Origin of the sequence: Ruminococcus sp. (assembly GCF_016287535.1) — a bacterium.
Lineage (GTDB): Bacteria > Bacillota > Clostridia > Oscillospirales > Ruminococcaceae > Ruminococcus.
Window position 1 is genome coordinate 47,803 of sequence record NZ_JAEFAJ010000008.1, and the last position, 25,187, is coordinate 72,989.

A 25,187-nucleotide genomic window follows, 5' to 3' on the forward strand; every position below is an offset into this window, starting at 1 on the left:
GCATGAAGGTTCTTATCGCGTGCGGCGGTACGGGAGGACATATCAATCCCGGCATCGCCATTGCTGATATAATAAAGGAAAAGTATCTGGACGCGGAATTCCTCTTTGCGGGAACTCCAAAGGGTATGGAGGCAAAGCTTGTCCCCAAGGCTGGATACAGACTTGAAACTATAAAGGTAGCTGGATTTCAGAGGAAAATATCACTTGAAAACATCGGCAGGAACGCCAAAGCCCTTGTATATCTTGTGACCTCAGGAAGAAGGGCAAAGCAGATAATTGAGGGCTTCAAGCCGGATATTGCTGTCGGTACCGGCGGCTACGCGGCAGGTCCTGTTATCAGGAAAGCCGCGAGAATGGGCATACCTACAGCTATACATGAGCAGAACGCCTATCCCGGAGTAACAAACAGACTCCTCTCAAAAGAAGTAGACTACGTTATGCTGACCGTTGAGGAAGCCTTGAAGTTCATGGACAAGAGCAGATTCGAGTACAGCGTTACGGGACTTCCCGTAAGGAGCAATATCAATACCATGAGCCGTGAGGAAGCAAGGAAGAAGCTGGGCTTCGACGACAGCTTCACTATACTTTCATTCGGCGGCAGTCTCGGTGCAGGGTGCATAAACGACACCATGACTGAGGTGATAAAGTGGCATACCGGCAAAAAACTTCCCATAAACCACATACACGGCTACGGCGGCATGGGTAAGGATACATTCCCGCAGGCTATGAAGGCTGCAGGGATACCTCTGAAATCAGACAGACTGCGCATAACCGAGTACATAAACGATATGGACGTGTGTCTTGCGGCGGCAGACCTTGTTATATGCCGGTCGGGAGCTTCAACTCTTGCGGAGCTTGAAGCCGCAGGAAAGGCTTCTATTCTTATACCTTCGCCTATAGTTGCGGGAAATCATCAGTACCACAATGCAATGGTGCTTGGAAATGCGGGAGCTGCGGTAGTTATCGAGCAGAAGGACGTTACCAATGAGCGCATGATATCTGAGATAGAAAAGCTTTACGGCGACAGAGCAAAGGTAAAGTCAATGTCCGAAAGTGCGGTAAAGCTCCACCTTTCGGATACTGATGAGAGAATACTTGCAGTTATAGATAAGCTTATCGAAAAGAGCAGAAAATGAACTACGAAAACAAAGTGCAGGTCGGCGAAACGGCTCTGAATGTGTATACCGAGGGAAGGGGCGCTCTTACCATAGTATTTATGGCAGGAAACGGCGTTACCTGTCCCGTGCTTGAATACAAGCCGGTATACAGGAGAATGTCCGCGAAATACCGGATAGCCGTAATTGAAAAGGCAGGCTACGGTCTCAGTGACCGTGCAAAAACGCCGAGGACTATCGAAAACCTCGTTTCAGAGGACAGGGAAGCTCTGCGCATGGCAGGGCTTGAACCGCCTTATGTTCTCGCACCTCACTCCTATTCGGGATTTGAGGCGGTATACTGGGCGAATACCTATCCTGACGAGGTAAAGGCTGTTCTCAGTATGGATATGGGCGTACCACGGCTTGCAGTATTGCAGGCGGAGGAGATACCTGAGGAAAAGCGGTCAAGGCTCCTTGAAAAGCAGCATAAACTGCTGAAAAGGATAGCTAAGGACGGCTTGCTTGCAAAGCTCGTAAGAAGCAGGACTGAAAATATATCGGGACTTATGACAGGCAGTGAGCTTACTGCCGCGGAAAAGTCGCTGTACCGCAGGCTCTTTTATCAGAATATTGCAAACAGCGAGTATACCGAGGAGTCGCGGCTCATGACTGAAAACGCAAAGAAGGCTCTTGAAACGGGCAGTCTGAAATGTCCCTGCTGCTGCTTCATCAGCGATATGAAAACTCTTAGCCGGAAGCTGTCATGGCGTCAGGCTGGTCTTGATTTTGCGGAGCAATGCGGCGCCGAGGTGCATCTTTCCGATAAGGGCCATACGATGTACGCGTTCATTCCGGACGAGATGTCGGATACATTCAGCAGATTCCTTGAAGCGCACGGTATAGGCGCTCAGTAACATATTACACCCCCAATGCATACTATACATAAAAATGCTGTGGGGTGGTATAATGCAGAAATTCATAATAAACGGAGGCAGACGGCTGAGAGGCGAGCTCGCATTGCAGGGCAGCAAGAACAGCTCGCTGCCCATAATGGCGGCGGCACTTCTGTGCTTCGGCGAATGTACGCTGCACAGCTGTCCAGCTCTTACCGATGTATACGCAGCCTCAAGAATACTTAACTTTGTGGGCTGCAAATGCACATTTTCCGACAATACGGCGGTGATAGACTCATCGGCGGTCGGCAGCACAGCCGTTCCCGAAGGACTTATGCGCGAAATGCGCTCTTCCATTATATTCATGGGGGCTATGCTCGGCAGAACAGGGGAGTGTACGGTAAGCGTCCCCGGAGGCTGCGAGCTCGGACCGAGACCGATCGATATGCATTTGTCCGCTCTCAGAAAAATGGGGATAGATATCCGCGAAAACGGTGGAGATATAATATGCAGAGCTTTCGGCGGCAGAGCAAAGGGCGCAAAGATAAGCCTTGCCTTCCCGTCAGTCGGAGCTACCGAGAATGTGATACTTGCAGCAGTCACCGCAGAGGGCGAGACAGTCATAAACAATGCGGCGCGTGAGCCGGAGATATGCGATCTTTGCAGCTTCCTCAGAAGGTGCGGAGCAGATATCAGCGGAGACGGTGAGAGCCGTATAATTATAAACGGAAAAAAACAGCTTCACGGCTGTGAATATACAATAATGCCCGACAGAATAGCCGGAGCGACATATCTCTCAATGGCAGCAGCCACAAAGGGAGAGATAATACTTACAAATGCCTGCGTTCCGGAAATGGAGCCGTTCATTTCTGTGCTTGAGCAGACAGGATGCAGTATCTATACATCTGAAAACAGGATATATATGCGCAGCGGTACACGCCTCAGAGCCGTAAGGGACAGGATAAGGACAATGCCTCATCCTGGATTTCCCACAGACGCGCAGGCTGTACTCATGGCTGCACTGACAGCAGCGGACGGTACCAGCGTCTTTGAGGAAAACATCTTCGACTGCCGTTACCGGCATACGGACGCTCTTTTGAAAATGGGAGCGGATATACAGGTGCTGGGCAAGGTCGCCGTTGTGAAGGGCGTTGAAAAACTGCACGGAGCAAATGTGGAAGCAACTGATCTGCGCGGCGGAGCTGCAATGGCTGTTGCGGCGCTTTGTGCTGAAGGATGTTCAGAGATCACAAAGATCTGTCATATCGACAGAGGATATGAAAAAATGGAAGAAGCCGTAAGACTCCTCGGTGGCGAAATGCGCAGGAGCTGAGGCGGAAAGATATGGAGAAAGTATGAAAGACGTCGAAAAAACCAGTGTTGAAAGGCAGAACAGCCGCAAAAGAATAAGAAGGCGGCAGAGATGGACCAATGTCTATGGTCTTGTAGTTTTACTCCTTGTTCTGACCATAGGTATAACAATAAGCTATACCTTCCTTTTCAATATCAGCGAGATACGTGTTACGGGTGAGTCGGATATGTATTCTGCGGAGGACATAGTTGCTGCTTCGGGTATAAATGAGGGCGATAACCTTCTGAGACTCGACTGCAAAAAGAGCGCAAACCGCATACTCGATGAACTTCTGTATGTGGAGACCGCAGAAGTGAAGAGAAAGTTCCCGTCGTCCCTTGAGATCTCGGTAACACGCTGCATACCTGCTTTCAATGTGAATTACGGCAGCGGTACTCTCCTTGTTAGCAAAAAAGGAAAGATACTTGCCGATAACGGGTTTATAACCGATGGGCTCCCGATAATATACGGGCTGGATCCTTCAGAGAAAAATCCGGGAAAGATCATCGCTTCGGACAATAAGCACAAGAATGAGGCCTTCAGCGAGCTAATTGCAAGTATCGTAAAAATGGGCGATGAAAAGATAATGACAGTGGATATGAGCGACGAACACGCTATTGTCGTGAAATACAAGAATGAAATGATATTCAAGATGGGCAACTGGAACGATGTGGAATACAAGCTGAAGCTTGCCGAAAATGTTATGAATCAGGACGACGTCAGAGGCAAAAAAGGCTATCTTACCATGATCGGCACCAATGAGATCGGTTTCAGGATAACCGATGGCCCTGTTATCGTTCCGGGGGCGTCCGAAACTACTACCGCAGCAGTCACCGATGAATACGGCAATCCTATCAAGGGTGAGCGTGATCCTAAACAGGAAGCACTCTTCGAGGAAGCTAACAACAAGCGTAAAACAGAAAATCAGACAACTACATCTTATTATTCCGGTTACACCGGCGATCAGTGGTCCGATAACAGCGGAAGCCAGTGGACGGACAACAGCGGAAGCCAGTGGACGGACAACAGCGGAAGCCAGTGGACGGATAACAGCGGCAGTCAGTGGTCCGATAACAGCGATAATCAGTGGTCGGACAACAATTACGGCAGCTCTGTGAGCGAAACTCAGTGGAGCGGCGACAGCAGCAGCGATTATGGCACCGTGACAACGGATAACAGCGGTTATACCGACAACAGCGGCGTTCAGGACGCTCAGTGGTAAAGGATTCTCCTATGTACAAAACGCTGTGTTTTCAATATGCGTTCTTGTTGAATTCGCCGAAAATAAAAAATGTTTAATTAGGACTTGAAAAAAGTGCTTTTATATGCTAAAATATAAAGTGTATTTATAGATTAATATATAAATTTAGATGAATTAAAGGATAATATAAATAGTAGGAGGAGTTCAAATGTCAGATTTCAATTACGAGGAAACACTCGAACCCGATGTTAACATTAAGGTCATCGGTGTTGGCGGCGGTGGTGGAAACGCCGTAAACTGCATGGTAGATTCGGGTGTCAATAATATAGAATATATCGCAATAAATACTGATGCCAAGGCTCTCAACAAGTCCAAGGCCACTACAAGGATACCGATCGGCGCAAAGCTCACAAAGGGCAGAGGCGCAGGCAACAAGCCTGAGATCGGTCAGCGCAGTGCCGAGGAGAACCGCGACGAGATCGAGACACACCTCAAGGGTGCTGACATGATCTTCATTACTGCCGGTATGGGCGGCGGTACAGGTACAGGAGCTGCTCCCGTAGTTGCAAAGATCGCAAAGGAAATGGATATCCTCACAGTTGCAGTCGTTACAAAGCCATTCCTCTTCGAGAGAGAGCAGAAAATGGCTCAGGCTGAAAGAGGCATCGCCGAACTCAGAAAGTATGTTGACTCCCTTATTGTTATCCCTAATGAAAGACTTCTCGTGGGCCTCGACAAGCCCCTTACAATGCTACAGTCATTTGCTCTGTCAGATGACGTGCTCAAGACAGGTGTAAAGAGCATCTCCGACCTCATCGTTGAGGAAGGATATATCAACCTTGACTTCGCCGATGTTTCCACTATCATGAGAAACGCAGGCTACGCTCATATGGCTATCGGTCACGGTACAGGCAAGGACAAGGCAAGAGACGCTGCAAACGCAGTTATCTCCAGCCCGCTTCTCGAAACATCTATCTCAGGCGCAAAGAGACTCCTTATCAATATCGCTATGTCTGAGGATATCCTTTCATCCGATGTTGACGCAGCTACAAAGATGATCACAGATACAGCTGCTGACGGAGTTGAGTTCATCTTCGGTACAGCATTCAAGGAAGATATGCAGGATGAGATGACTATCACAGTTATCGCTGCAGGCTTTGATGATATGGATTCTGCAAATGACGCGGCTGTTGCTGCAGCAAACGCAGATGAGACACATGAGGACGATATCATTCCGATCGACAATCCTCTTATTGACGGACTTGGCTTCGGCGCACCGAGCAGTGCTCCGAGACCGGCTTCAACAGCAAATCAGGATTACGATCTTGACGACATCTTCAAGATGCTCGGCAACTAACAGATATATAAAGCGGTTCGTTATGAACCGCTTTTGTTTTATGCGGAGAAAGCCGCAGAATGGCTTGAGATCTGCTTGCCAAATGATTTTGACAGCGTATTTTCGAGGTCTGCAAAAGACTTTTGGTTGAAAAGATATGCCGTGTCTGCTATGATGAGTTCAGACAAGGGAAGTACCCTTGCGGAAAGGAGTGGAACGTATGGAACTGAGCAACAGGATAAAGGAACTGAGAACTGAAAAGGGCTGGTCGCAGGAGGTACTGGCACAGCGCGCGTATGTCAGCCGTCAGACCATATCCAACTGGGAGACAGAAAGGAGTTATCCCGACGTACACAGTCTGCTTATCCTCAGTGACCTTTTCGGCGTTTCTCTCGATGAACTTATCAAAGGAGATGTTGATACTATGAAAGAAACGATTAACAGGAATGACGGGAAGGAAATGAAAAAGCTTTATAATCTTGCAGGTTTAGAAATGCTTGCAGGGTTGGCATCAGGGGTGCTCGCTTCTGTATTGAATGCCGAGCCGCTGAGAATGTTATGTGCGGTACTTACAGGAGTGTTTCTGACAGCCGATTTTATAACATTCCGCAGAATGGGGCAGATGCAGGAGGAGCACGATGTTCAGACATACCGCGAGGTCATTGCTTTCATGAACGGCGAAACTCTCGATGAGATCGAAAAAGCCGCGGAGCTTGAAAAGCGGAAGGTACTGAAGAAGAAACGCATTCTGGCTTTGGTTTTGATCCTGGGTATAGGTGTGGCGATCGAAATTATCATTTTTTCGGTTTTATTATTGATAAGCCGCGGATATATCTGAACCTGAAGCGTGAGGAGCCCTTCGGGCTTTTTACTTGATGTTTATAAAAGCACATTTTGTATAGCTTTTGTATTTCCAAACTGTAACTAAATATATTTTTATAACGCATAAAAGTAAAGACATTGACTCTAAAATATCAAATGAGCAGTTTTTACTGCATTTTTATAGTAAATTGCACTAAAATCAATTCAAATTTTCTACATTTCAATAGTTGAAATAATATAATAAATATGTTATAATTTACATAAGGCAAAATCATCAGAACCTGTATTCATGGACTGTGAAGGCTTTTTTATATGCAATATCACTAACTCCGCCTTCATAGCGCTCGAATATGGGTTCTTATTCCTTAATTTTTTACCTCGGTCTGACCGAGGGGAACGGAGAGTACCATGAGCGAACCAACACCAACCGTATTAAGAGAGACCAAGATCGGTCAGAAGGGCTTTATCAAAGAGGACGTTATCACATACCTCGACGAACTCAATTCAAAGATAGTTGCCCTTGAAGAAGAAAATAAGGCGTTAAAGGATAAAGGAGGACAGGCTGACCCTGAAGAGATCAACAGGCTCAAAGGTCAGGTAGAGAACCTCCAGGAGAAGCTCAATACCTCCAATAATGCTCTCAGAGCTGCGAAAAAGGAAAATGAAGAGCTTCAGAATACGATCACACAGCTCAAGGCTTCGGGCGGCGGACAGCAGGCTGCTGCTGCTCTGGAGGCTGCCAAGAAGGAAATAGATACACTCAAGGAAAAGCTCAAGGCCGCAGAACAGAAGGCTGCTGCAGGTGCTGCTAATCCGCAGGCAAATGCACAGACAACAGCTGCTCTTGAAGCTGCCAAGAAGGAAATAGAGGATCTCAGGAACAGGCTCAGAGCTGCTGAGCAGAAGGCTGCCGCAGGCGCTGCTGCCGGCGGAGCTGCTGACGGTGAGCTTGCTAAGGTTAAGCAGGAGCTCGCCAAGATCACTGATGAGCTCAACGCCAAGAAGAAGGAGATCGCTGATATCACCGGCAAGCTCGACGCCAAGACCAAGGAGGCTGCTGACGCGGTTGCCGCTAAGGACGCTGAGATCAAAAAGCTCAACGACGAGATCACAGATCTCAAGGAGAACGCTGCTCCTACATTCGATATGGGCGCTCTCTTCACAGAAGCTCAGAAGAATGTAACTCAGATCCAGAACAAGGCCAAGAGAGACGCTGAGGCGGTTACCAAGGAAGCTAACGACAAGGCTGCTCAGGTCCTCAAGGACGCTAATATCGAAGCTGAAAAGGCTGTTGCAAATGCAAATGTTGCTGCTGAGGCCTGCATCAAGGAAGCTAACGATCAGGCTCGCAATACAGTAAATGAAGCTAATTCACACGCTGATAAGGTAAACGCGATGTCAAAGACTGTACGCGAAATGCTCCTCACAGAGATCGAGAGCATCAACAGCAAGTTCACAGATATCGCTTCTGTACTCAATAACCTTACAGGTCAGTGCTCCGGCAGAATGAACGACGCTCAGAATATCATCAGCGAAGCTCGCAAGGCTGTAGACGTTCAGAAGAACGACGGCGTTGTCAAGAGAGCTGATCCTCCGAGAGCTGAATTCAAGCCCCTGAAGGCTCCTAAGGCTGATATTTCCGAACTCCCTTCAGCTAAGGTGAACGAGGTAAAGTCTGATGACAGCTTCAACAGGAACAACAACAATAACAACAATAATAAGCCGGCACAGCCCAGCGCTAATCAGGCAAGTGTTCAGAACCAGCAGAATAAGCCTGTACAGAACGGCAACAAGAGCGCTAACTTCAATTTTGATATGGCTGAGCTCCTGAAGGCTGCTGAGGAAGAAGCTGCCAAGGACGGCGAAAACTAAGAGAATATCTGTCCGTTTCCCCGGCAGGTCCGGGGGAACGGATAATAAACATATTGATCGGATATGCAGATTGTTGGGTGGATATCTTGCTTGATTTGGATTTCAATTTGAATGAACTTAACAGTAAAACTGATGAGGAGCTTGCCGTTCTCGGCAAGACAGACAAAACAGCCGCTGCTGTTCTTGTATCACGTTTTTCAAAGCTTGTTTTTATTAAATCAGAAATTTATGCAAACTCCGAGACCGACAGCGATGACCTGCATCAAGAGGGTATGATCAGTCTGCTTAAAGCTATCGAAGCCTTTGACATACGAAAAGGGGTGAAGTTCTCTACATTTGCGGAGGTGTGTATCACCAACCGTATGAGAACAGTGTCAAAAAAGTCCGTAAGGGACCTCAGCTTTGCCGAGAGGATAGACAGCGACGAGGCAGCAGATGTACTGTCTGTGGAGGAAACTCCGGAAAGTATATATTTTTATAAGGAATTCTTTTCCGAGCTTTGGAAGGATATATGTTCTGTTCTTTCACTTACTGAGCTGAATGTCCTTACGCTCTGCGTACAGGGGCTCAGTTACAAGGATACTGCGGAAAAGCTGGGGATGACCGAGAAATCAGTCGATAATGCAATGCAGCGTGCAAGAAAGAAAATACGTGCGCTTATGCATGACACAAATTGAATATGACCGTGTAGCTCAAGCCAGCAGAGCGTTGTTTTACAAAGATGTGGGTGGAAATCCAACCGTGGTCGAAAAAAATTAAGCGAGGTATAGTACTATGTACGAAGACAAGACATTAGTTTGCAAGGATTGCGGAAACGAGTTCATTTTCTCCGCAGGCGAGCAGGAATTTTATGCAGAGAAAGGTTTCGTTAACGAGCCACAGAGATGCAAATCATGTCGTGACGCAAGAAAGAACGCAGGCAAGGCTGAGCGTGTAATGTACACAGCGGTTTGCGCATCATGCGGCGGCGAAGCAAAGGTTCCTTTCGAGCCGAAGGAAGGAAGAGCAGTTTATTGCAGCGATTGCTTCGCAAAGATGAACGAGGCATAATTTATGAGACCGAAAGCACAGTCGGAAACGGCTGTGCTTGGTTTTGTTTATGCGTACTGCTGTGCAGTGCGCTATTTTTAGTATGGATGAGGTGCAGTAATGCTTGATAACAGACTGAAAAAGATAGCGGAGCTCGTGAGCGGAGAGGGTATTGCCGTTGACGTCGGTACAGACCATGCCTATCTCGCGGCTGAGCTCGTGAAGAGCGGCAAGTGCAGCAGGGTAATAGCTTCTGATGTAAAGGAAGGTCCCCTTGAATCTGCAAGGAATACAGTTGAAAAGTACGGCGTGAGCGATAACGTGGAGCTTGTCCTTTCTGACGGACTTGAAAATATCTCGCTGAATGGTGTGTCGGATATTGTCATTGCCGGTATGGGCGGCGAGACTATCGCCGCAATAATGGAAAATGCCGCAGCTGATAAGCCTTATGACATCAGGTTCATACTGCAGCCTATGACAAAGGTGGAGCTTCTGCGCCGAAAGCTGTATGAAATGTGCTATGAGATAACTGAGGAGCATATTGTTGCAGACGGCGATAAAATGTACGTTGTAATCGTCGCAGAGAATGCAGGTGACTGGCGCCTGCTGACCGAATTTGAATCGCTTTACGGCTTTTTTGAAAACGATGAGCCCGGATCTGAGTACCGCAGAAATGAAGCACAAAGACTTGAGAAGGTGAGCGCTGCCCTTGAAGGCAGCGGAAAAAGTCCGGAAGCACAGCATTATGCAGCTCTTGCGTATAAGATCAAAAATGGCGGCGACATTGTAAAAATAGATGATATTTACAGATATCTCGATACCCTTTATCCGTTCTCATCTCAGGACAGCTGGGACAATTCGGGACTTCTTGTGGAAAATTATGATATGGAGTGCAGCAAGGTGCTTCTTTCCCTTGATATCAGCCGGGAAGTTGTGCATGAGGCTGCAAATAAAGGCGCGGAGCTCATTGTTTCGCATCATCCTGTGATATTTGAGCCGCTCAGAGCCATAACCCGCAGCAGTGCGGTGTATGAGCTTATAGACAGCGGTATCGCCGCATTATGTATGCATACCAACCTCGATATCAGTGAGGGCGGCACTAATGGAGTTATCCTCAGGGAGCTTGAGAAGAAGTACAGGCTCACAGGAGAACCTGAGCCCTTTGAGGAAATAGGCGGCGGCAGACACTATGGCTGGATAGTTCAGCTTGCTGAGCCTATTCTTCCTGCGGAGCTTGCGAATGGACTCAAATCCATATTCGGCTGCGAGTATGTCCGCATGAGCAGACGCAGACACAGGATATCAAGGATAGCATTCTGTTCGGGTTCTGGCGGTTCAATGCTGGGGGAAGCTCTTGCAAAGGGCTGTGATGCGCTTATAACGGGCGATGTTAAGCATGATGTGTGGATATCCGCCAACAACAGCCTTATATCGCTGTTCGACTGCGGACATTTCCACACGGAGAATATAGTTCTCAATGAACTGCGGCGTGTACTTGAGGAGAAGTTCCCGCAGCTGGATATAGAAATATCCGGGAACAGCATCGATCCCTGTGAGTACGTCTGAGGTGAGCCGATGAGTATATTTATATGTCCTGTATGCGGCGAAAAGCTTGAACGGAAGGAAAACGCATATATTTGCGGCAGGAATCACAGCTTTGATGTGGCTAGAAGCGGATATGTGAATCTCCTGCTCTCGAAGCATATGGGAAAGACAGTTCACGGGGATAACAAGTTCATGGTGCAGGCGAGACGGAGATTTCTTGACAAAGACTATTACGCACCGCTGTGTGACGCTATCTGTGACTCGGTATGCGACAGCTTTGAAGGTGGAACGATTCTTGACGCAGGCTGCGGCGAGGGATATTACACCGCCGCAATAATTGATAAGTTGCATGAGCAAAATATTGCTTATGACGTGTACGGGATAGATATCTCAAAAGCAGCGGTTGAGTATTCGGCAAAGCGCTGCAGGGATGCTGAGCTTGCTGTGGCAAGCGTGTTCCATATCCCCGCGGCAGACAGCAGCTGCGATATGCTGGTGACTCTCTTTGCGCCGTATTGCGGCGAGGAGTTCCGGAGAGTGCTTAAAGACAATGGCGTGATGATAATGGTGATACCCTCGGAAAATCACCTTTGGGAGCTGAAAAAAGCTATATACGATACCCCCTACAGAAACGAGGTCAAGCCCTATGAGCTGGAAGGCTTCAGGCTTGAAAGCAGGAAGAGGATAACCTATGAAATAAGCCTTGATTCACAGGAGGATATAGACGCGCTGTTCTCCATGACTCCCTACTACTACCGCACGGGCAGGGAGCAGCAGGAGAGACTGGCGCGTATCGGCAGTATTTGCACTGAAGCTGATTTTGAATTGCTTGTATATCGCAATTTTTGGTTAGAATAAATTCAGGAAAAATGATATAATTATTAGATGTGTGGTGGCTGCCGTCGGGCAGCCGCTGATCTGAACTCTGTTCAGAAAGTGCAGATCTTTCCGGAAATTCAGGGATCTGCCCGGACACAGATAAGAGAAGAGAGTATGCGTGCGGTTCTGAGGACGCAGCAACCTTGAAAACAGGGCTCTGCGTTCATTTTTTTGAAAAGGAATGATACTATGGCTCTTGACGGGGCTTTTCTGTATGCAGTCAGAAACGAGCTTCTGCCTCTGATCGGCGGAAGAGTTGAAAAAATACACCAGCCCTCCCGTGAGGAAGTAATAATATCAGTACGTACCCGAAGCGGCAGCAAAAAGCTGTATATCTCGGCAAATGCCGGCAGCGCAAGGGTGCATATAACAGAAAACAGCGTTGACAATCCGCAGACTCCGCCTATGTTCTGTATGCTGCTGAGAAAAAGGCTGGGCAGCGGCAAGCTCACGGATATAAGGCAGGACGGCCTTGAAAGGATACTCTTCCTCGACTTTGAATGTGTGAACGAGCTCGGTGATATGGTCACTGTTACTCTTGCCTGCGAGATAATGGGACGCTGCTCAAACCTTATAATAATCTGCGACGGAAAAGTCGTTGACAGTATAAAGCGTGTTGACGAGGATATGTCCCGTGAGCGTCTGGTGCTTCCGGGAATGAAGTACACCATGCCGCCGAGAGATGACAGGCTGAATTTCCTTGCGGCTGAGCCTGAGGAGATAAAGGAAAGACTTGCCGGTACAGAGCCGAAGGAGCTCTCCAAGGCGCTGATAAGGATATTCGAGGGAATCTCTCCCATACTTGCAAGGGAATGGACGTTTTTTGCCGGCAGAGGTGCCCACATAGATAGCGGAAGCATAACAGAGGATCAGCTCGACAGGCTCCTTTTTGCTGTAAAACGAACCCGTGAACAGCTTGTAAGCGGTGAGTGCTGCTTTTCGGCTGTAAGCGACAAGGAAGGACAGCTGAAGGATTTCTCATTCATACGCCTTTCACAGTTCGGTACACTGATGTATACAAAGGAGCTGGGAAGCGCTTCAGAGCTGCTGGACTACTTTTACTCTGAACGCGACCGTGCTGCGCGTACAAAGCAGCGTGCCAATGATCTTTTCAAGCTTCTTATGAACCTTACCGACAGGACTTCAAGGCGTATCGCCGCGCAGCGTGAAGAGCTTGCAGCCTGCGCCGGAAAAGATGAGGCAAAGCTCTGCGGCGACCTTATCTCAGCGAATATGTACCGTATACAGAAGGGCGACAGCAGCGCTACAGTCGAGAACTTCTACGACGAGAGCTGTCCGCAGATGACGATATCACTTGATGTGAGAAAAACTCCTGCACAGAATGCGCAGCATTATTATAATGAATACAAGAAGTCGGTAACGGCAGAGGAAAAGCTTGCCGTTCAGATACAGAAGGGCGAGGATGAGCTCCAGTACCTGGAAAGCGTTTTTGACTCGCTCACAAGAGCTTCCTCCGAGAATGATATAATACAGCTTCGTCTGGAGCTCCGTGAACAGGGCTATGTTAAGTACGCAGGCGGCAAAGCAAAGCCTCCCAAGGCGCTTCCCCCCATAGAGTACAGATCAAGCGACGGGTTTACCATACTCGTAGGACGCAATAATAAGCAGAATGACCAGCTGAGCCTGAAGTTTGCGGAGAAATCTGATATATGGCTCCATACTCAGCTTATAACAGGTTCCCATGTGCTGATACTCACTGACGGAGCGACACCGCCCGACAAGACCATTGAAGAGGCGGCGGTGATAGCTGCTGTCAACAGCAGCGGCAGAGATTCCGGACTTGTTCCCGTGGATTACTGCCTTGCAAAATTCGTCAAGAAGCCGGCAGGCGCCAAGCCGGGAAAGGTCATTTTCACAAATTACAGAACAGCTTTTGTCAAGCCCGATACAGAGCTTGAGCAGAGCCTGAGGGTGTGATATGAGCAGGCGTATCGGCGCGGACTTCTTTCACCGCGATGTTCTCGAAGTAGCTCCTGACCTTGTGGGGAAGATACTGGTCCGCAGACTTCCTGACGGTACAGAGCTGAGAGAGCGCATCGCAGAAACAGAAGCCTACCGCGGAGAAGAGGATAAGGGCTGCCATGCTTCAAAGGGCAGGACAAAGCGTACAGAGCTCCTTTACGGGAGCAGCGGCGTGATATATGTCTACCTCTGCTATGGTATGCACTGGCTGATGAACGTCATAACAGGCGAGAAGGATCAGCCACAGGGCGTTTTGCTCAGAGCGGGGGAACGGTACGACGGCCCCGCGAAGCTCACCAAGAACATGAAGATAGACGGGAGCTTCAACGGGAAAACTCTCCTCGGTAATGAGGAGATATGGTTCGAGGACGACGGATCACGTCCGGAGATAAGAACTGCGCCGCGGGTCGGAATAGACTACGCCGGCGATCACTGGAAGGAGATCGAATGGCGGTTCATCGGCGACGTAAAGTGATATTTCCGGAGCCACTGAAAATCGTACCTTCAGAAGAACGTTCAGAAAGCCCGCAATGGCTGCTCTGAAAATTTACAGTAAAAACTGCTGAAAAAACACGAGTATATTTATAGGAAGTGATAAAAAAACAATGCATTTTATACTATCGGTCAAAAATTGCTGTTTTATAACAAAACTTTGCATTTTGTGCCATATTTTTGACAAGCGCAATGAGCGTGGAATCCCCGTGAAAGGGCAGCAATTTTTGAAAGCACGGTATATTGCCGAAAAAAGGCTCTTTGTATCAGATATCCTTCTGAAAGATGAATATTGAATGAAAACAAAATACTTTAAGACTATTTTAAGGAAATAACGCTATACTATAATCAAATGATACGAAAGGAGTGTGAGTTCCGGGCAGTCAGGCACTGTTCCGGAAGAGTTATGGCAATTAATACATTCGCGCGTAAAGAAATCAAATTCCTCCTTAATATGGATCAGTATCACGGACTTATGGAGGTCATATCAGAGTACATGAACCCTGATAAGTTCTGCATAGGTGGCAAGGAATATGGAATCTACAACATCTACTACGACACACCAGACGACTATCTAATCAGAGAATCACTTGCAAAGCCTTATTATAAGGAAAAGATCAGACTGCGCAGCTACTATTCACCGGCTGCTCCGACTGATACGGTTTTTCTTGAGATAAAGAAGAAGATCGGCGGTATCGTAACAAAGAGAAGAGTTTCCATGACTCTTGAAGAGTCAGATGCTTACTTCCGTGACCGCTCCAAGCCTGAATTCACAAAGTATATCACACAGCAGGTCTTCGGAGAACTGGACGTATTTCTGGACACCTACCCCATCGCACCCAAGCAGTACATCAGCTATCAGCGAGAGGCTTTCTTCGGTAAGTACGATAACGACTTCCGTCTGACATTTGACAGAAAGATTACCGAGCGCCGCTACGATCTCGGACTTAATTACGAGAGCTACGGCAATTACATAATCGGTGCGGATCAGAGACTTATGGAAATCAAGGTCTCAAATGCTATACCCGACTGGCTGGTAAACAAGCTCTCAGAGCTTCAGATCTATAAGACGAGCTTTTCAAAGTACGGAAGAGCTTACCAGAATTTCGTAAAGAGCCAGATACAGGACGCTCAGCTCACTTCGGGCAAAAGGCGTATCTATATATCGGGTATATCAATGGTAAATAATAACATTATGATGAACAGGAGCGTTTGATTTTTATGTTTGAACATGGTTTTTTTGGAAATGTGCTGTCAAAGTACTACGAATCCGGTGATTCTGTAATAAATAACGGCAATTCCATTCTGAGCACTATCAAGCCCGCAGAGTTTTTCCTCTGTGTAGGTGTTGCGATTGTGATAGGATTTCTTATCAGTCTTATCTATATGCTCACACACAGAAAGGAAGGTTACTCACAGAGCTATGTTCTGACTATGATAATGCTTCCTACAATAGTTGCAGCTATACTTCTCATTATCAATACTACAGCAGGTGCGCTCACTCTTGCGGGTACCCTGACTCTGGTACGATTCAGGAGCGTTGCAGGTGATCCCAAGGATATGGCTTATATTTTCTTTGCAATGGGAACCGGTGTTGTTTGCGGAGTAGGTTATATCGGATTTGCGCTTGTATTTTTTGCGGCTCTCGGACTTATCCTCTTCGTACTCAGCGTTACCGATTTCGGCGGCTGCAAGAAGAGACATATGACTCTCAAGATAGCTATTCCGGAAAACCTTGACTATCAGGGAGTATTCGAGCCCGTACTTGCAAAGTATACAACTTTCTACAAGCTGAGAAGAGTAAAGACCACAAACTTCGGTACTCTCTTCGAGCTTATCTACAGCGTTGATGTTCTCGATAACATCGATCAGAAGAAGTTCATCGACGAGCTTCGTACCCACAATGGTAATATGACTATCAATCTTGTATTCTTCAGATACGATGATAAGATATATGAAAACTAAGTAAAACCTAAATAAAGAAAATACCCTCTCTACCCTTTGCCGGACTTAATATGCAATATTGAGTCCGGCAATTTGAATATGAGGGGGATAAGGAGATATGTATATGAAATATAGAAGGATTGTGGCTGCACTTGCAGCGCTTGCCCTGATGGCTTCGGCTTGTTCATGCGGCAAGGAAGAAATCAAAACATCAGATGTCTCCGGCAGTACTGTAACGGAGAACACAACTGCTTCCTCTGACGGGGACGAGGAAGAGTCCGGAAAGGTGACGGAAAAGAAGTCCGACGACAAGAAAACTACTACAAAAGCAGCTGACAAGTCGGACAAGAGCACGACGACCACAAAAGCAGGGGAGAAGAAGTCCGACGCAGCAACGTCTGCCGCAAAGAGCGGAGACAAGACAGAATCCACTACGGCTGCAAATAACAGCGGCAACGATAACAGCAACAGCGGCAACGATAACAGCAACAGCGGCAACGATAACAGCAACAGCGGCGGAGACAACAGCGGCTCCGGCAGCGAAGCCTCTCAGGGAGAAGACTCCGGCGAAGAAAAGGTATATACGGCTGAGATACAGCTCGGAGCTTCGCCTAAGGTCACAGGCAGCAATGTCAGCGTGAGCGGCTCCGTGGTCACAATAAACGCAGGCGGTGATTTCAGATTTTACGGCAGCGTCAGCGACGGTCAGATATGCGTTAATACAGCTACCGAAGAAAAGGTCACAGTTATACTTGACGGTGTTGATATATCAAATTCAAACGGTCCGGCTATATTTATCAACGAAGCAAAGAAATGTACTATCAAGTCACGTGAGGGCACTGTCAACTACCTCAGCGACGGCGGTAAGGACAAGGTCAACGACGGCGTTATTTTCTCCAACGATACCGTTCGCCTCAAAGGAAACGGCGAGCTCAACATCACTGCAAACAATGCTCACGGCATTGCAAGCGACGACGATATCATCATTGACAATGGTACATACAATATAACCTCAAAGAAGTCGGGATTGTTCGCACACGACGATGTTACCATAAATGAGGGCAGGCTCAATATCAAGGGCGGGACAAACGGTATAAAGTCAAAGGGCACACTTAATGTAAACGGCGGATATACCGTCATTTCAGGCGGTACCAAGGAGGATAAGAGCTCCGTATACGCCGAGGGCAGCTTCAGCTATACAGGGGGATATGTTTACGCCGCAGGAAACCGTGTTTCAGTGCCAACATACTCCGAGGCGCCTTATATAGTCCTTGATCTCGGCAAAACAGAGGCTGCAGGAAGCAGCGTTGAGATACTGCTTAACGGACAGAGAATGATCTCATTTGAGCCGCATAACGATTTCCGTTGTCTGCTCATGCTTGCCCCTGAAGTAAAAGATGGTAATACATTCCGTGCAAATGTAAACGGCAGCGGAAATGATTTTACAATATCTGGTACAGACAATGTCTTCAGCGTGAATTAACAAAAAACAAAATTCACACTTTTTGTAAATAAGAGAAATCAGAAAACATATTCACGAAAAATTAACGTGAAAAATAGTGAAAAAACAGTCAAAAGTACATGATATTATATTTATGTGTATAAATGTATATTGAAAAGTACGTATATATGCAATATAATAATATCAGCAAATGAAGTTAATCGGTATTCAGCATCAAGTACCCTCCCCTCTCATGTGCTTGATATTGAGTATTAGTTTCACTTGCACGCCATAGAAATAGTTTTGTCAAGTAATAAAACTAACCCCTTTCATTTGTAATTTTTTCATGTTTTCTATTCTCAATAACTTATTTTAACTTATTGTCTATGGCTCGGTCCACAGTGCTAAACGACTTGATCGTTTGGGCCGATTCTCCGCTCCTTGTGGGCGGACTTTTTTTACTCTGTGAAATTTGCGTGAAAGATTATATAATCCGATTGACAAATTCATTAATACGTGCTATGATATATATAACATAGAAGGGAAGTGATGTGCCTATGAAAAAAAGCGTTTATAGTCTCGTACTTATGGACGATGTAATAAAAGCTGTCGATGAACAAGCGTACAGGCTCGGTACGAGCCGCTCAAATCTCATTAATCAGATACTTGCCGAGCACCTTTCATGTGTGACTCCTGAAATGCGAATGCGCGAGATTTTCGGGCAGGTTGCTCAGTTGGTCAGCAGCTCATTCAGGATACAGGAGCAACGTTCTCCGTCGCTTATGACGGTCAGGACAGCACTTGAATACAAATATCGACCGACTATAAGCTATAAGGTGGAGCTTGAGCGTTCCCCTCAGAAGTACCTTGGTACTTTGCGTGTTAATATACGAACGCAAAGTGTTGCTCTTATAGATATGTTTCACAGCTTTTTTGCATATAGGGCAAAGCTGGAAAGTGCTTATCTTTCAGGTATCGGAGTTGACGGCTACAGCTGCGAGATAGGTGATGGAAGTTTCTCAAGAAAACTCATAAATACAGGAGCACTAACTGGTGAACAGGCTGGTGAGGCTATTGGTGAGTACATAAAAGATCTAGATCATGCCGTGAAGACATATTTTGCCGCTCCGGAATCATTTGCGGAGAGCGCACGTATACTTGAAAAAAACTATCGTGCTCTTTTGAGCAGATACATTATTTAGGAAGAAGAAAAGGATAAATTTGAAAAATAATGACAACAGGAGGGTATTGTTATGAATGCAGAGAAATTAACTCAGAAGTCTATTGACGCAGTAAGAAAGGCTCAGAGTATTGCTGTTATGAAGTCAAATTCAGTAATAGAGCCTATTCATCTGCTTGCGGGACTTGTAAGGCAGGAGAACGGTCTTATTCCTCAGCTCCTGAAAAAAATGAATATTGACGAAGATATCTTTGACGGTGAAATTGAGAAGATAATAAACGGACTTCCTAAGGTAACTGGCAGCGGCAGAAGTAGCAATCTCGGAATATCTGCCGTGTGTGACCGCGTGCTTACAAATGCTGAGAGTATTGCTTCAAATATGAAGGATGAATTCGTATCAGTTGAGCACCTTATGATTTCACTCATTGAGTGCAAAGACAGAGATGTTGAGCAGCTATTAAGTACATTTAACATAACTAAAGACGGTTTCCTCGGAGTTCTTATGTCGGTAAGAGGCAATACACGAGTTACAACGGAAAATCCAGAAGACACCTATGATGTTCTTACAAAATACGGTCAGGAACTCGTTGGCCTTGCGAGGCGTAACAAGCTCGACCCGGTTATCGGACGTGACAGCGAGATACGTAACGTTATCCGAATCCTTTCAAGAAAGACGAAAAACAATCCTGTCCTCATTGGTGAGCCGGGCGTCGGAAAAACTGCTATTGCAGAAGGACTTGCCCTTCGTATTGTGGCCGGGGACGTTCCTGACAGCCTCAAGGACAGAAAAGTATTCTCCCTCGATATGGGTGCTCTCGTCGCCGGAGCAAAGTACAGAGGTGAATTTGAGGAGCGTCTGAAAGCTGTTCTTAATGAAATAAAGAACAGTAATGGTCAAATACTCCTATTCATTGATGAGTTGCATACTATTGTCGGAGCAGGTAAAACTGATGGTGCAATGGACGCAGGAAATCTCTTGAAGCCTATGTTGGCAAGAGGTGAGTTACACTGTATAGGTGCTACGACACTCAATGAGTATCGACAGTATATCGAGAAGGATCCTGCACTTGAAAGGCGTTTCCAGCCAGTTATGGTTGACGAGCCAAGCGTTGAGGATACTATTTCAATACTGCGTGGCCTTAAGGAGCGCTATGAAGTATTCCATGGTGTTAAAATAAGCGATAACGCACTTATCTCGGCTGCGGTATTATCTAACCGCTATATCACTGATCGTTTCCTTCCGGATAAGGCTATCGACCTTATTGATGAAGCTTGTGCGACTATTCGTACAGAAATGGATTCCATGCCTACCGAGCTTGATGTTATCTCCCGTAAGATTGTTCAGTTGGAAATTGAAGAAGCTGCTCTGAAAAAAGAAAGCGACAATATTTCTCAGGAACACTTGGAGGAAATCCAAAAGGAGCTTGCGGAGCTTCGTGAGAAGTTCAACAGTATGAAAGCTAAATGGGAAAACGAAAAGAACGATATATCTGCTGTTCAGAAGCTTCGTGAGGAGATAGAACGTACAGGTGGCGAAATTGATAAGGCTGAGCGTGAGTATGATCTTAACAAGGCGGCAGAACTCAAATACGGAAAGCTTCCACAATTACAGAAGGAACTTGAGGAGCTTGAAAAGCAGGCAGAGCATGACGTTGAAAACGGAAGATTGCTTCGTGATAAGGTGACAGAGGATGAAATTGCAAAGATAGTTTGCCGTTGGACTGGAATACCTGTTTCAAAGCTTATGGAAGGCGAAAAAGAAAAGATACTTGGACTTGAGAAACTTCTTCACAAGAGAGTTATCGGTCAGGATGAAGCAGTTACAAAGGTGAGCGAGGCTATACTGCGTTCACGTGCAGGTATCCAGGCTCCAGACAGACCTATCGGATCATTCTTGTTCCTTGGCCCTACTGGAGTTGGTAAAACTGAGCTTGCAAAAGCTCTTTCGGAGATACTATTTGACGATGAGCGAAATATAATTCGTATCGATATGAGTGAATATATGGAGAAATTCAGCGTAAGTCGTCTGATTGGAGCGCCTCCTGGATATGTCGGATATGATGAGGGCGGTCAGCTTACAGAGGCAGTACGCAGAAAGCCATACTCTGTAGTGCTCTTTGATGAGATAGAAAAGGCACACCCTGATGTATTCAATATTCTGCTTCAGGTGCTTGATGATGGTCGTATCACAGATTCTCAAGGCAGGACAGTTGACTTTAAAAATACTATCATAATACTCACTTCGAATCTCGGTTCACCGTATATACTTGAAGGTATTGATGCAAACGGTGAGATAACCGACGAAGCACGCAGTCAGGTTGAGGGATTGCTGAAAACTCAGTTCAGACCTGAATTTCTGAATCGTCTAGACGAAATAATCTTCTATAAGCCGCTTGCAAAGACTGAGATAATCAAGATAGTTGATCTCATGCTTGCTGATCTGCAAAAGCGTCTTGATGACAAGCATATCCGTATAAATGTCAGCGAAGCTGCTAAGAATTACATCGTAGATTGCGGTTATGATCCGAATTTTGGTGCAAGACCACTGAGAAGATTTATTCAGCGTAATATTGAGACTCTTGCCGCTAAACGTATCATAGGCGGAAATCTCGGTGCAGGGGACATTATTGATATAGACCTTGACGCTAATGGAAAACTGATTGCTGACTAATCTTTGATTAATTTGTAATTTGTTCAGGACTATTGAAGTAAATAGATAACTGTGAAAAGGGCGGAAGACATCCGCTCTTTTCATTTACCAATACAATTGATAAAAGGGACGGATGATCGTTATTCTAAACGTCTATAGTTATTAATAATGTAATTCTATGTTATGCACAAAATTTTTAACGTAAAATTGGCAGAATTGTCAAGGCATATGTAATCACGCATTGTATGTCTATAAATAGTAATTAACTACCATTTCTAGGTAATAAGCTAAAAACCGGCAGTTAATTAATGATTTTTCAAAATTGGTAAACCAATTTTGAAAAATTGGTCAACAACTTTTGAGATTTTAAAGTTGCCTGTATTCCTTTATATTTCGGAATATATTGGCCAAATTATACTATACGTAATACAAAATTGCGCGTGAAAAAATTATCGGAACGTAAAATAGGCAAAAACTATGTCTGATTTGAATAAAAAAACCCTTGCAAATGGCTGTATATACGTCAATTTGTCTTTTTTTCATGAATTACTTGACAAATTGGAATAATGGGTATATAATTCAATTGTAAAATCTTATTTATGGAGGATACTAACTATGACAAAGACAGAATTAATCAGTGCAGTAGCTGACAAGGCTGACTTCACAAAGAAGAACGCTGAGACTGCTGTAAACGCAATCATCTCAACAATTACAGACGCTCTCGCTGGCGGTGAGAAGGTTTCTATCGTTGGATTTGGTACATTTGAGGTTCGTGACCGTAAGGCTAAGCAGGTTATCAACCCTCAGACAAAGAAAATGATGACAGCTCCTGCTTCTAAGGCTCCTGCTTTCAAGGCTGGCCAGGCGCTCAAGAACGCTGTAAACAAGTAATTCTAAGGAGGATACTATCATGGCTGAGAAAACTGCAGAAAAGAAAGTAGTAGAAACAGTTGCTGCTGCTCCTGCTGAGGAGAAGAAGGCTCCTGCTAAGAAGGCTTCCGCTGCTAAGACAGCTGCTGCTGCTAAGAAGCCTGCTGAAAAGAAGGCTGCTGCTAAGAAGCCTGCTGCTAAGAAGCCGGCTGACAAGAAGCCAGCTGCTAAGAAGCCTGCTGAAAAGAAGGCTGTTGCTAAGAAGCCAGCTGCTAAGAAGCCAGCTGCTAAGAAGCCTGCTGCTAAGAAGACTGCTGCAGCTGCCGTAGACAGCAAGGTAGTTATTCAGGCAATGGGTTCAGAGGTAAGCACAGCTGATCTTATTGCAAAGGCTACAAAGGCTTCAGGTGTTAAGAAAGCCGATAAGGTTGATATCTATATAAGACCTGACGTTAACAGAGTTTATTATGTTGTTAACGGCGATATCCTTGGCGATTTTAACCTCTTCTAAGAATGATTAAAGCTCCGCTTTTTGCGGAGCTTTTTTGCAAATTCAAGGTATTTTTCTATAAGTTTGGGCTCTCCTGAAGGAGAGCCCTTATCATATCTATATCATGTTTTCTTTGTTCTTGTATATTTTTATAGTCCTAGGAGCTTGTTCTGTATGAGCTGGGCGTCAAGTACAGTTATTCCGTCACCGTTCATGTCGGCAATACTCTCACCACGTTTTGTGAGATGGCGTCCGTCAGTGCCATCAATTCCGTACTTGTTTGGATTTGCAAGAGCCTGCATTATGAGCACAGCGTCAGCCATACTCAGTGAATTGTCGCAATTTGCATCGCCTGTTTCACCTCCGTATTTTACAATTTTTAGGTCACCGAGAATAACATAATTACTCTTTGAATCAATTTTCAGAGCTCCTGATACTACATCACCTTTGCGGATATCTTCTATTTCATATCCGGGGTACATATGCGCGTCCATATCTATTCTTAAAGCGTCCATCCCCTTAAGCTTGAAACCGTAGTTAGAAATACCGTATTCAAAAGACTCAACCTCTGCGTTGTCTATACGTATGAATTGTGATGCTTTATCAGGCTGATTGATATATACTCTGAACGTAAGGCCACTAACACCATAAAGCTCTCTTTCGTATTCATCACCCCTGATGCTGAGCTTTATGCTTGAGTATCCGCCTTTGCCGAACTTTACGATATAAGCACTGTCACCGCTGAGTTTTGTGAACTCGTCTACTGTATAGGTTTTTCCAGTGAAATCAGATATTGTTATGTATTCAGAAGCTATATTATCAACTTCCCATACGTAATCAGTTCTCAGTACCTCACTTTCACCCTTGTTGTTATGTCTTGATACAGAATGGTAAGCATTGATTACAAGTCCGCTTAGATCAAATTCCTCTCCTTCATTATATATAGTCTTTGTAGGGAGAGTTTTTATGCCGTCAAAGTGGTCCACGCCTGTGCCATACATCCACATTACAGGCTCTTCTGTGGTAGTGGTTGTTGTTGAGTTTTGGACATCATCATTGATAGTTACATTATAGGAGAATTTTACATTTGTGCACCAATTGAAATCATAATAATTTCCTACAGTGCCATCGTAGCTTACAGTATAATCTCCTGCAGGAAGTGTGTTGAACTTACTTCCGCTTACGCTCTTTTCATTTTTGTCAGTAACATTAAAGCTGCTGATAGAAAAGTAGCTTTCATCATATTGTCTGCTGGTATTATTGTTAGGGTTGTTTTTGGGATTTTCAGTTGCTCTGATTAATAGTCTCTTGATATTAAGCTCTTCACCTGTATTATAAACTGTTTTTTCCGGATAATACAACACTTTGTTGAAAACATATGTTTTATGTGTTGTTGGCATTACCATTGTTGTTGTTAAAGTAGTAGTTGTAGTAATTGTTGTGGTAACAGGATTAGTCTTTGTTGCGTTTGGGCTATCGTCAATTATAGTTACATTGTAGGAGAAAACTACATCGTTGCATCCATTGTAGCTATAATAATCTCCTATTGAATCATAGTGACTAACAGTATACTCACCTGCAGGAAGCGTGCTGAACCTATTTCCGCTTACGGCGCTTCCTTCTTTGTCTATAACAGTAAAGTCGCCAATTTTAAAGTAGCTCTCGTCATATTGTATTTCGGCTGCATCGTCAGAGGAGTTACTGTTTACCGTTGCGCTGATTAAAAGCCCTTTTATATCAAGCTTTTCGCCTTTATTATAAACTGTTTTTTCGGGATAGTTTATAACCTTTTTAAATACAGAAGAAAAATGCGATGAAGTAGTAGATGTTATAGATGGAAGAGTAGTAGTTGGCGTTGTCTTAACAACGTTTGCCATTGTTGTAATTTTCGTCGTTGTTATAGCCGGAGATGTTTCTGTATCAGCAGCAAATACCGTGTCAGCTTTCTGAACAGACAAAGAAGTTTTTGCATTAGTGGTTGGAACTGTCATAGTTGAAACCAGAATTGCCGATGTGACAATCATCGATAATATTTTTCTTACTTTCATAATGATCCCTCTCCTTTACTATGCTTTTTTAATTTAGTTTTCCTGTTTTGTAAATTAATATTGT

21 protein-coding genes are annotated in these 25,187 nt (G+C 45.4%); 20 read left to right on the forward strand and 1 reads right to left on the reverse strand.

Annotated features, from left to right (window positions below):
* The first annotated feature begins 2 nt into the window (after positions 1-2).
* The 20 genes from murG to QZZ36_RS05310 all read left to right on the forward strand — a co-directional run bounded on the left by murG (position 3) and on the right by QZZ36_RS05310 (position 23,096).
* Positions 3-1,136 (forward strand): undecaprenyldiphospho-muramoylpentapeptide beta-N-acetylglucosaminyltransferase, encoded by a 1,134-nt coding sequence (gene murG / locus QZZ36_RS05215; RefSeq protein WP_295077902.1) that lies wholly within the window; start codon positions 3-5, stop codon positions 1,134-1,136.
* A complete protein-coding gene (locus QZZ36_RS05220) occupies positions 1,133-2,011 on the forward strand; it encodes an alpha/beta hydrolase (RefSeq protein WP_295077905.1) in 879 nt (292 codons plus the stop codon). The genes murG and QZZ36_RS05220 overlap by 4 nt, the downstream gene beginning before the upstream one ends.
* Before the next feature lie 52 nt (positions 2,012-2,063).
* The gene (murA, locus tag QZZ36_RS05225) at positions 2,064-3,323 is read left to right on the forward strand and encodes a UDP-N-acetylglucosamine 1-carboxyvinyltransferase (RefSeq protein ID WP_295077909.1); all 1,260 of its coding nucleotides are present in this window, start codon (positions 2,064-2,066) and stop codon (positions 3,321-3,323) included.
* A gap of 22 nt (positions 3,324-3,345) precedes the next feature.
* A complete protein-coding gene (locus QZZ36_RS05230) occupies positions 3,346-4,563 on the forward strand; it encodes an FtsQ-type POTRA domain-containing protein (protein ID WP_295077912.1) in 1,218 nt (405 codons plus the stop codon).
* A gap of 187 nt (positions 4,564-4,750) precedes the next feature.
* The gene (gene ftsZ / locus QZZ36_RS05235; RefSeq protein ID WP_295077915.1) at positions 4,751-5,899 is read left to right on the forward strand and encodes a cell division protein FtsZ; all 1,149 of its coding nucleotides are present in this window, start codon (positions 4,751-4,753) and stop codon (positions 5,897-5,899) included.
* Positions 5,900-6,098: 199 nt separating this feature from the next.
* Positions 6,099-6,716 carry a helix-turn-helix transcriptional regulator gene (locus QZZ36_RS05240; protein WP_295077918.1) on the forward strand — a complete coding sequence of 206 codons (618 nt, stop codon included), beginning with the start codon at positions 6,099-6,101 and terminating at the stop codon, positions 6,714-6,716.
* Positions 6,717-7,108: 392 nt separating this feature from the next.
* Positions 7,109-8,572: a hypothetical protein gene (locus QZZ36_RS05245; protein WP_295077921.1), complete on the forward strand. Its 1,464-nt coding sequence runs from the start codon at positions 7,109-7,111 to the stop codon at positions 8,570-8,572.
* 77 nt (positions 8,573-8,649) lie between these two features.
* Positions 8,650-9,249: a sigma-70 family RNA polymerase sigma factor gene (locus tag QZZ36_RS05250; RefSeq protein WP_295077924.1), complete on the forward strand. Its 600-nt coding sequence runs from the start codon at positions 8,650-8,652 to the stop codon at positions 9,247-9,249.
* 97 nt (positions 9,250-9,346) lie between these two features.
* Positions 9,347-9,622 (forward strand): zinc-ribbon domain containing protein, encoded by a 276-nt coding sequence (locus QZZ36_RS05255; RefSeq protein WP_295077928.1) that lies wholly within the window; start codon positions 9,347-9,349, stop codon positions 9,620-9,622.
* A gap of 99 nt (positions 9,623-9,721) precedes the next feature.
* A complete protein-coding gene (locus QZZ36_RS05260) occupies positions 9,722-11,167 on the forward strand; it encodes a Nif3-like dinuclear metal center hexameric protein (RefSeq protein ID WP_295077932.1) in 1,446 nt (481 codons plus the stop codon).
* A gap of 9 nt (positions 11,168-11,176) precedes the next feature.
* On the forward strand, positions 11,177-12,004 hold the full coding sequence (locus QZZ36_RS05265) for a putative RNA methyltransferase (protein ID WP_295077935.1): 828 nt from the start codon (positions 11,177-11,179) through the stop codon (positions 12,002-12,004).
* Between the two features lie 192 nt (positions 12,005-12,196).
* Entirely contained in the window at positions 12,197-13,963 is a 1,767-nt protein-coding gene (locus QZZ36_RS05270) for an NFACT RNA binding domain-containing protein (RefSeq protein WP_365685718.1), read from the forward strand.
* Between the two features lies 1 nt (position 13,964).
* The gene (locus tag QZZ36_RS05275) at positions 13,965-14,483 is read left to right on the forward strand and encodes a DNA-3-methyladenine glycosylase (protein WP_295077938.1); all 519 of its coding nucleotides are present in this window, start codon (positions 13,965-13,967) and stop codon (positions 14,481-14,483) included.
* Positions 14,484-14,906: 423 nt separating this feature from the next.
* Positions 14,907-15,716 (forward strand): polyphosphate polymerase domain-containing protein, encoded by an 810-nt coding sequence (locus tag QZZ36_RS05280; RefSeq protein ID WP_295077941.1) that lies wholly within the window; start codon positions 14,907-14,909, stop codon positions 15,714-15,716.
* Positions 15,717-15,721: 5 nt separating this feature from the next.
* A complete protein-coding gene (locus tag QZZ36_RS05285) occupies positions 15,722-16,465 on the forward strand; it encodes a DUF4956 domain-containing protein (RefSeq protein ID WP_295077944.1) in 744 nt (247 codons plus the stop codon).
* Between the two features lie 103 nt (positions 16,466-16,568).
* Entirely contained in the window at positions 16,569-17,927 is a 1,359-nt protein-coding gene (locus tag QZZ36_RS05290) for a carbohydrate-binding domain-containing protein (RefSeq protein ID WP_295077947.1), read from the forward strand.
* 515 nt (positions 17,928-18,442) lie between these two features.
* A complete protein-coding gene (locus tag QZZ36_RS05295) occupies positions 18,443-19,087 on the forward strand; it encodes a hypothetical protein (protein WP_295077950.1) in 645 nt (214 codons plus the stop codon).
* 51 nt (positions 19,088-19,138) lie between these two features.
* The gene (gene clpB / locus QZZ36_RS05300) at positions 19,139-21,736 is read left to right on the forward strand and encodes an ATP-dependent chaperone ClpB (RefSeq protein ID WP_295077953.1); all 2,598 of its coding nucleotides are present in this window, start codon (positions 19,139-19,141) and stop codon (positions 21,734-21,736) included.
* A 594-nt stretch (positions 21,737-22,330) separates the two neighbouring features.
* Positions 22,331-22,606, forward strand: a complete 276-nt coding sequence (locus tag QZZ36_RS05305; RefSeq protein ID WP_294752033.1) for an HU family DNA-binding protein — start codon at positions 22,331-22,333, stop codon at positions 22,604-22,606.
* Between the two features lie 19 nt (positions 22,607-22,625).
* Positions 22,626-23,096, forward strand: coding sequence for a DUF6465 family protein (locus QZZ36_RS05310; protein WP_295077956.1), 471 nt, complete (start codon positions 22,626-22,628; stop codon positions 23,094-23,096).
* A gap of 128 nt (positions 23,097-23,224) precedes the next feature.
* Here the strand turns inward: QZZ36_RS05310 and QZZ36_RS05315 are convergent, their stop codons facing one another.
* A complete protein-coding gene (locus tag QZZ36_RS05315) occupies positions 23,225-25,123 on the reverse strand; it encodes a dockerin type I repeat-containing protein (RefSeq protein ID WP_295077959.1) in 1,899 nt (632 codons plus the stop codon).
* Positions 25,124-25,187: the final 64 nt, after the last annotated feature.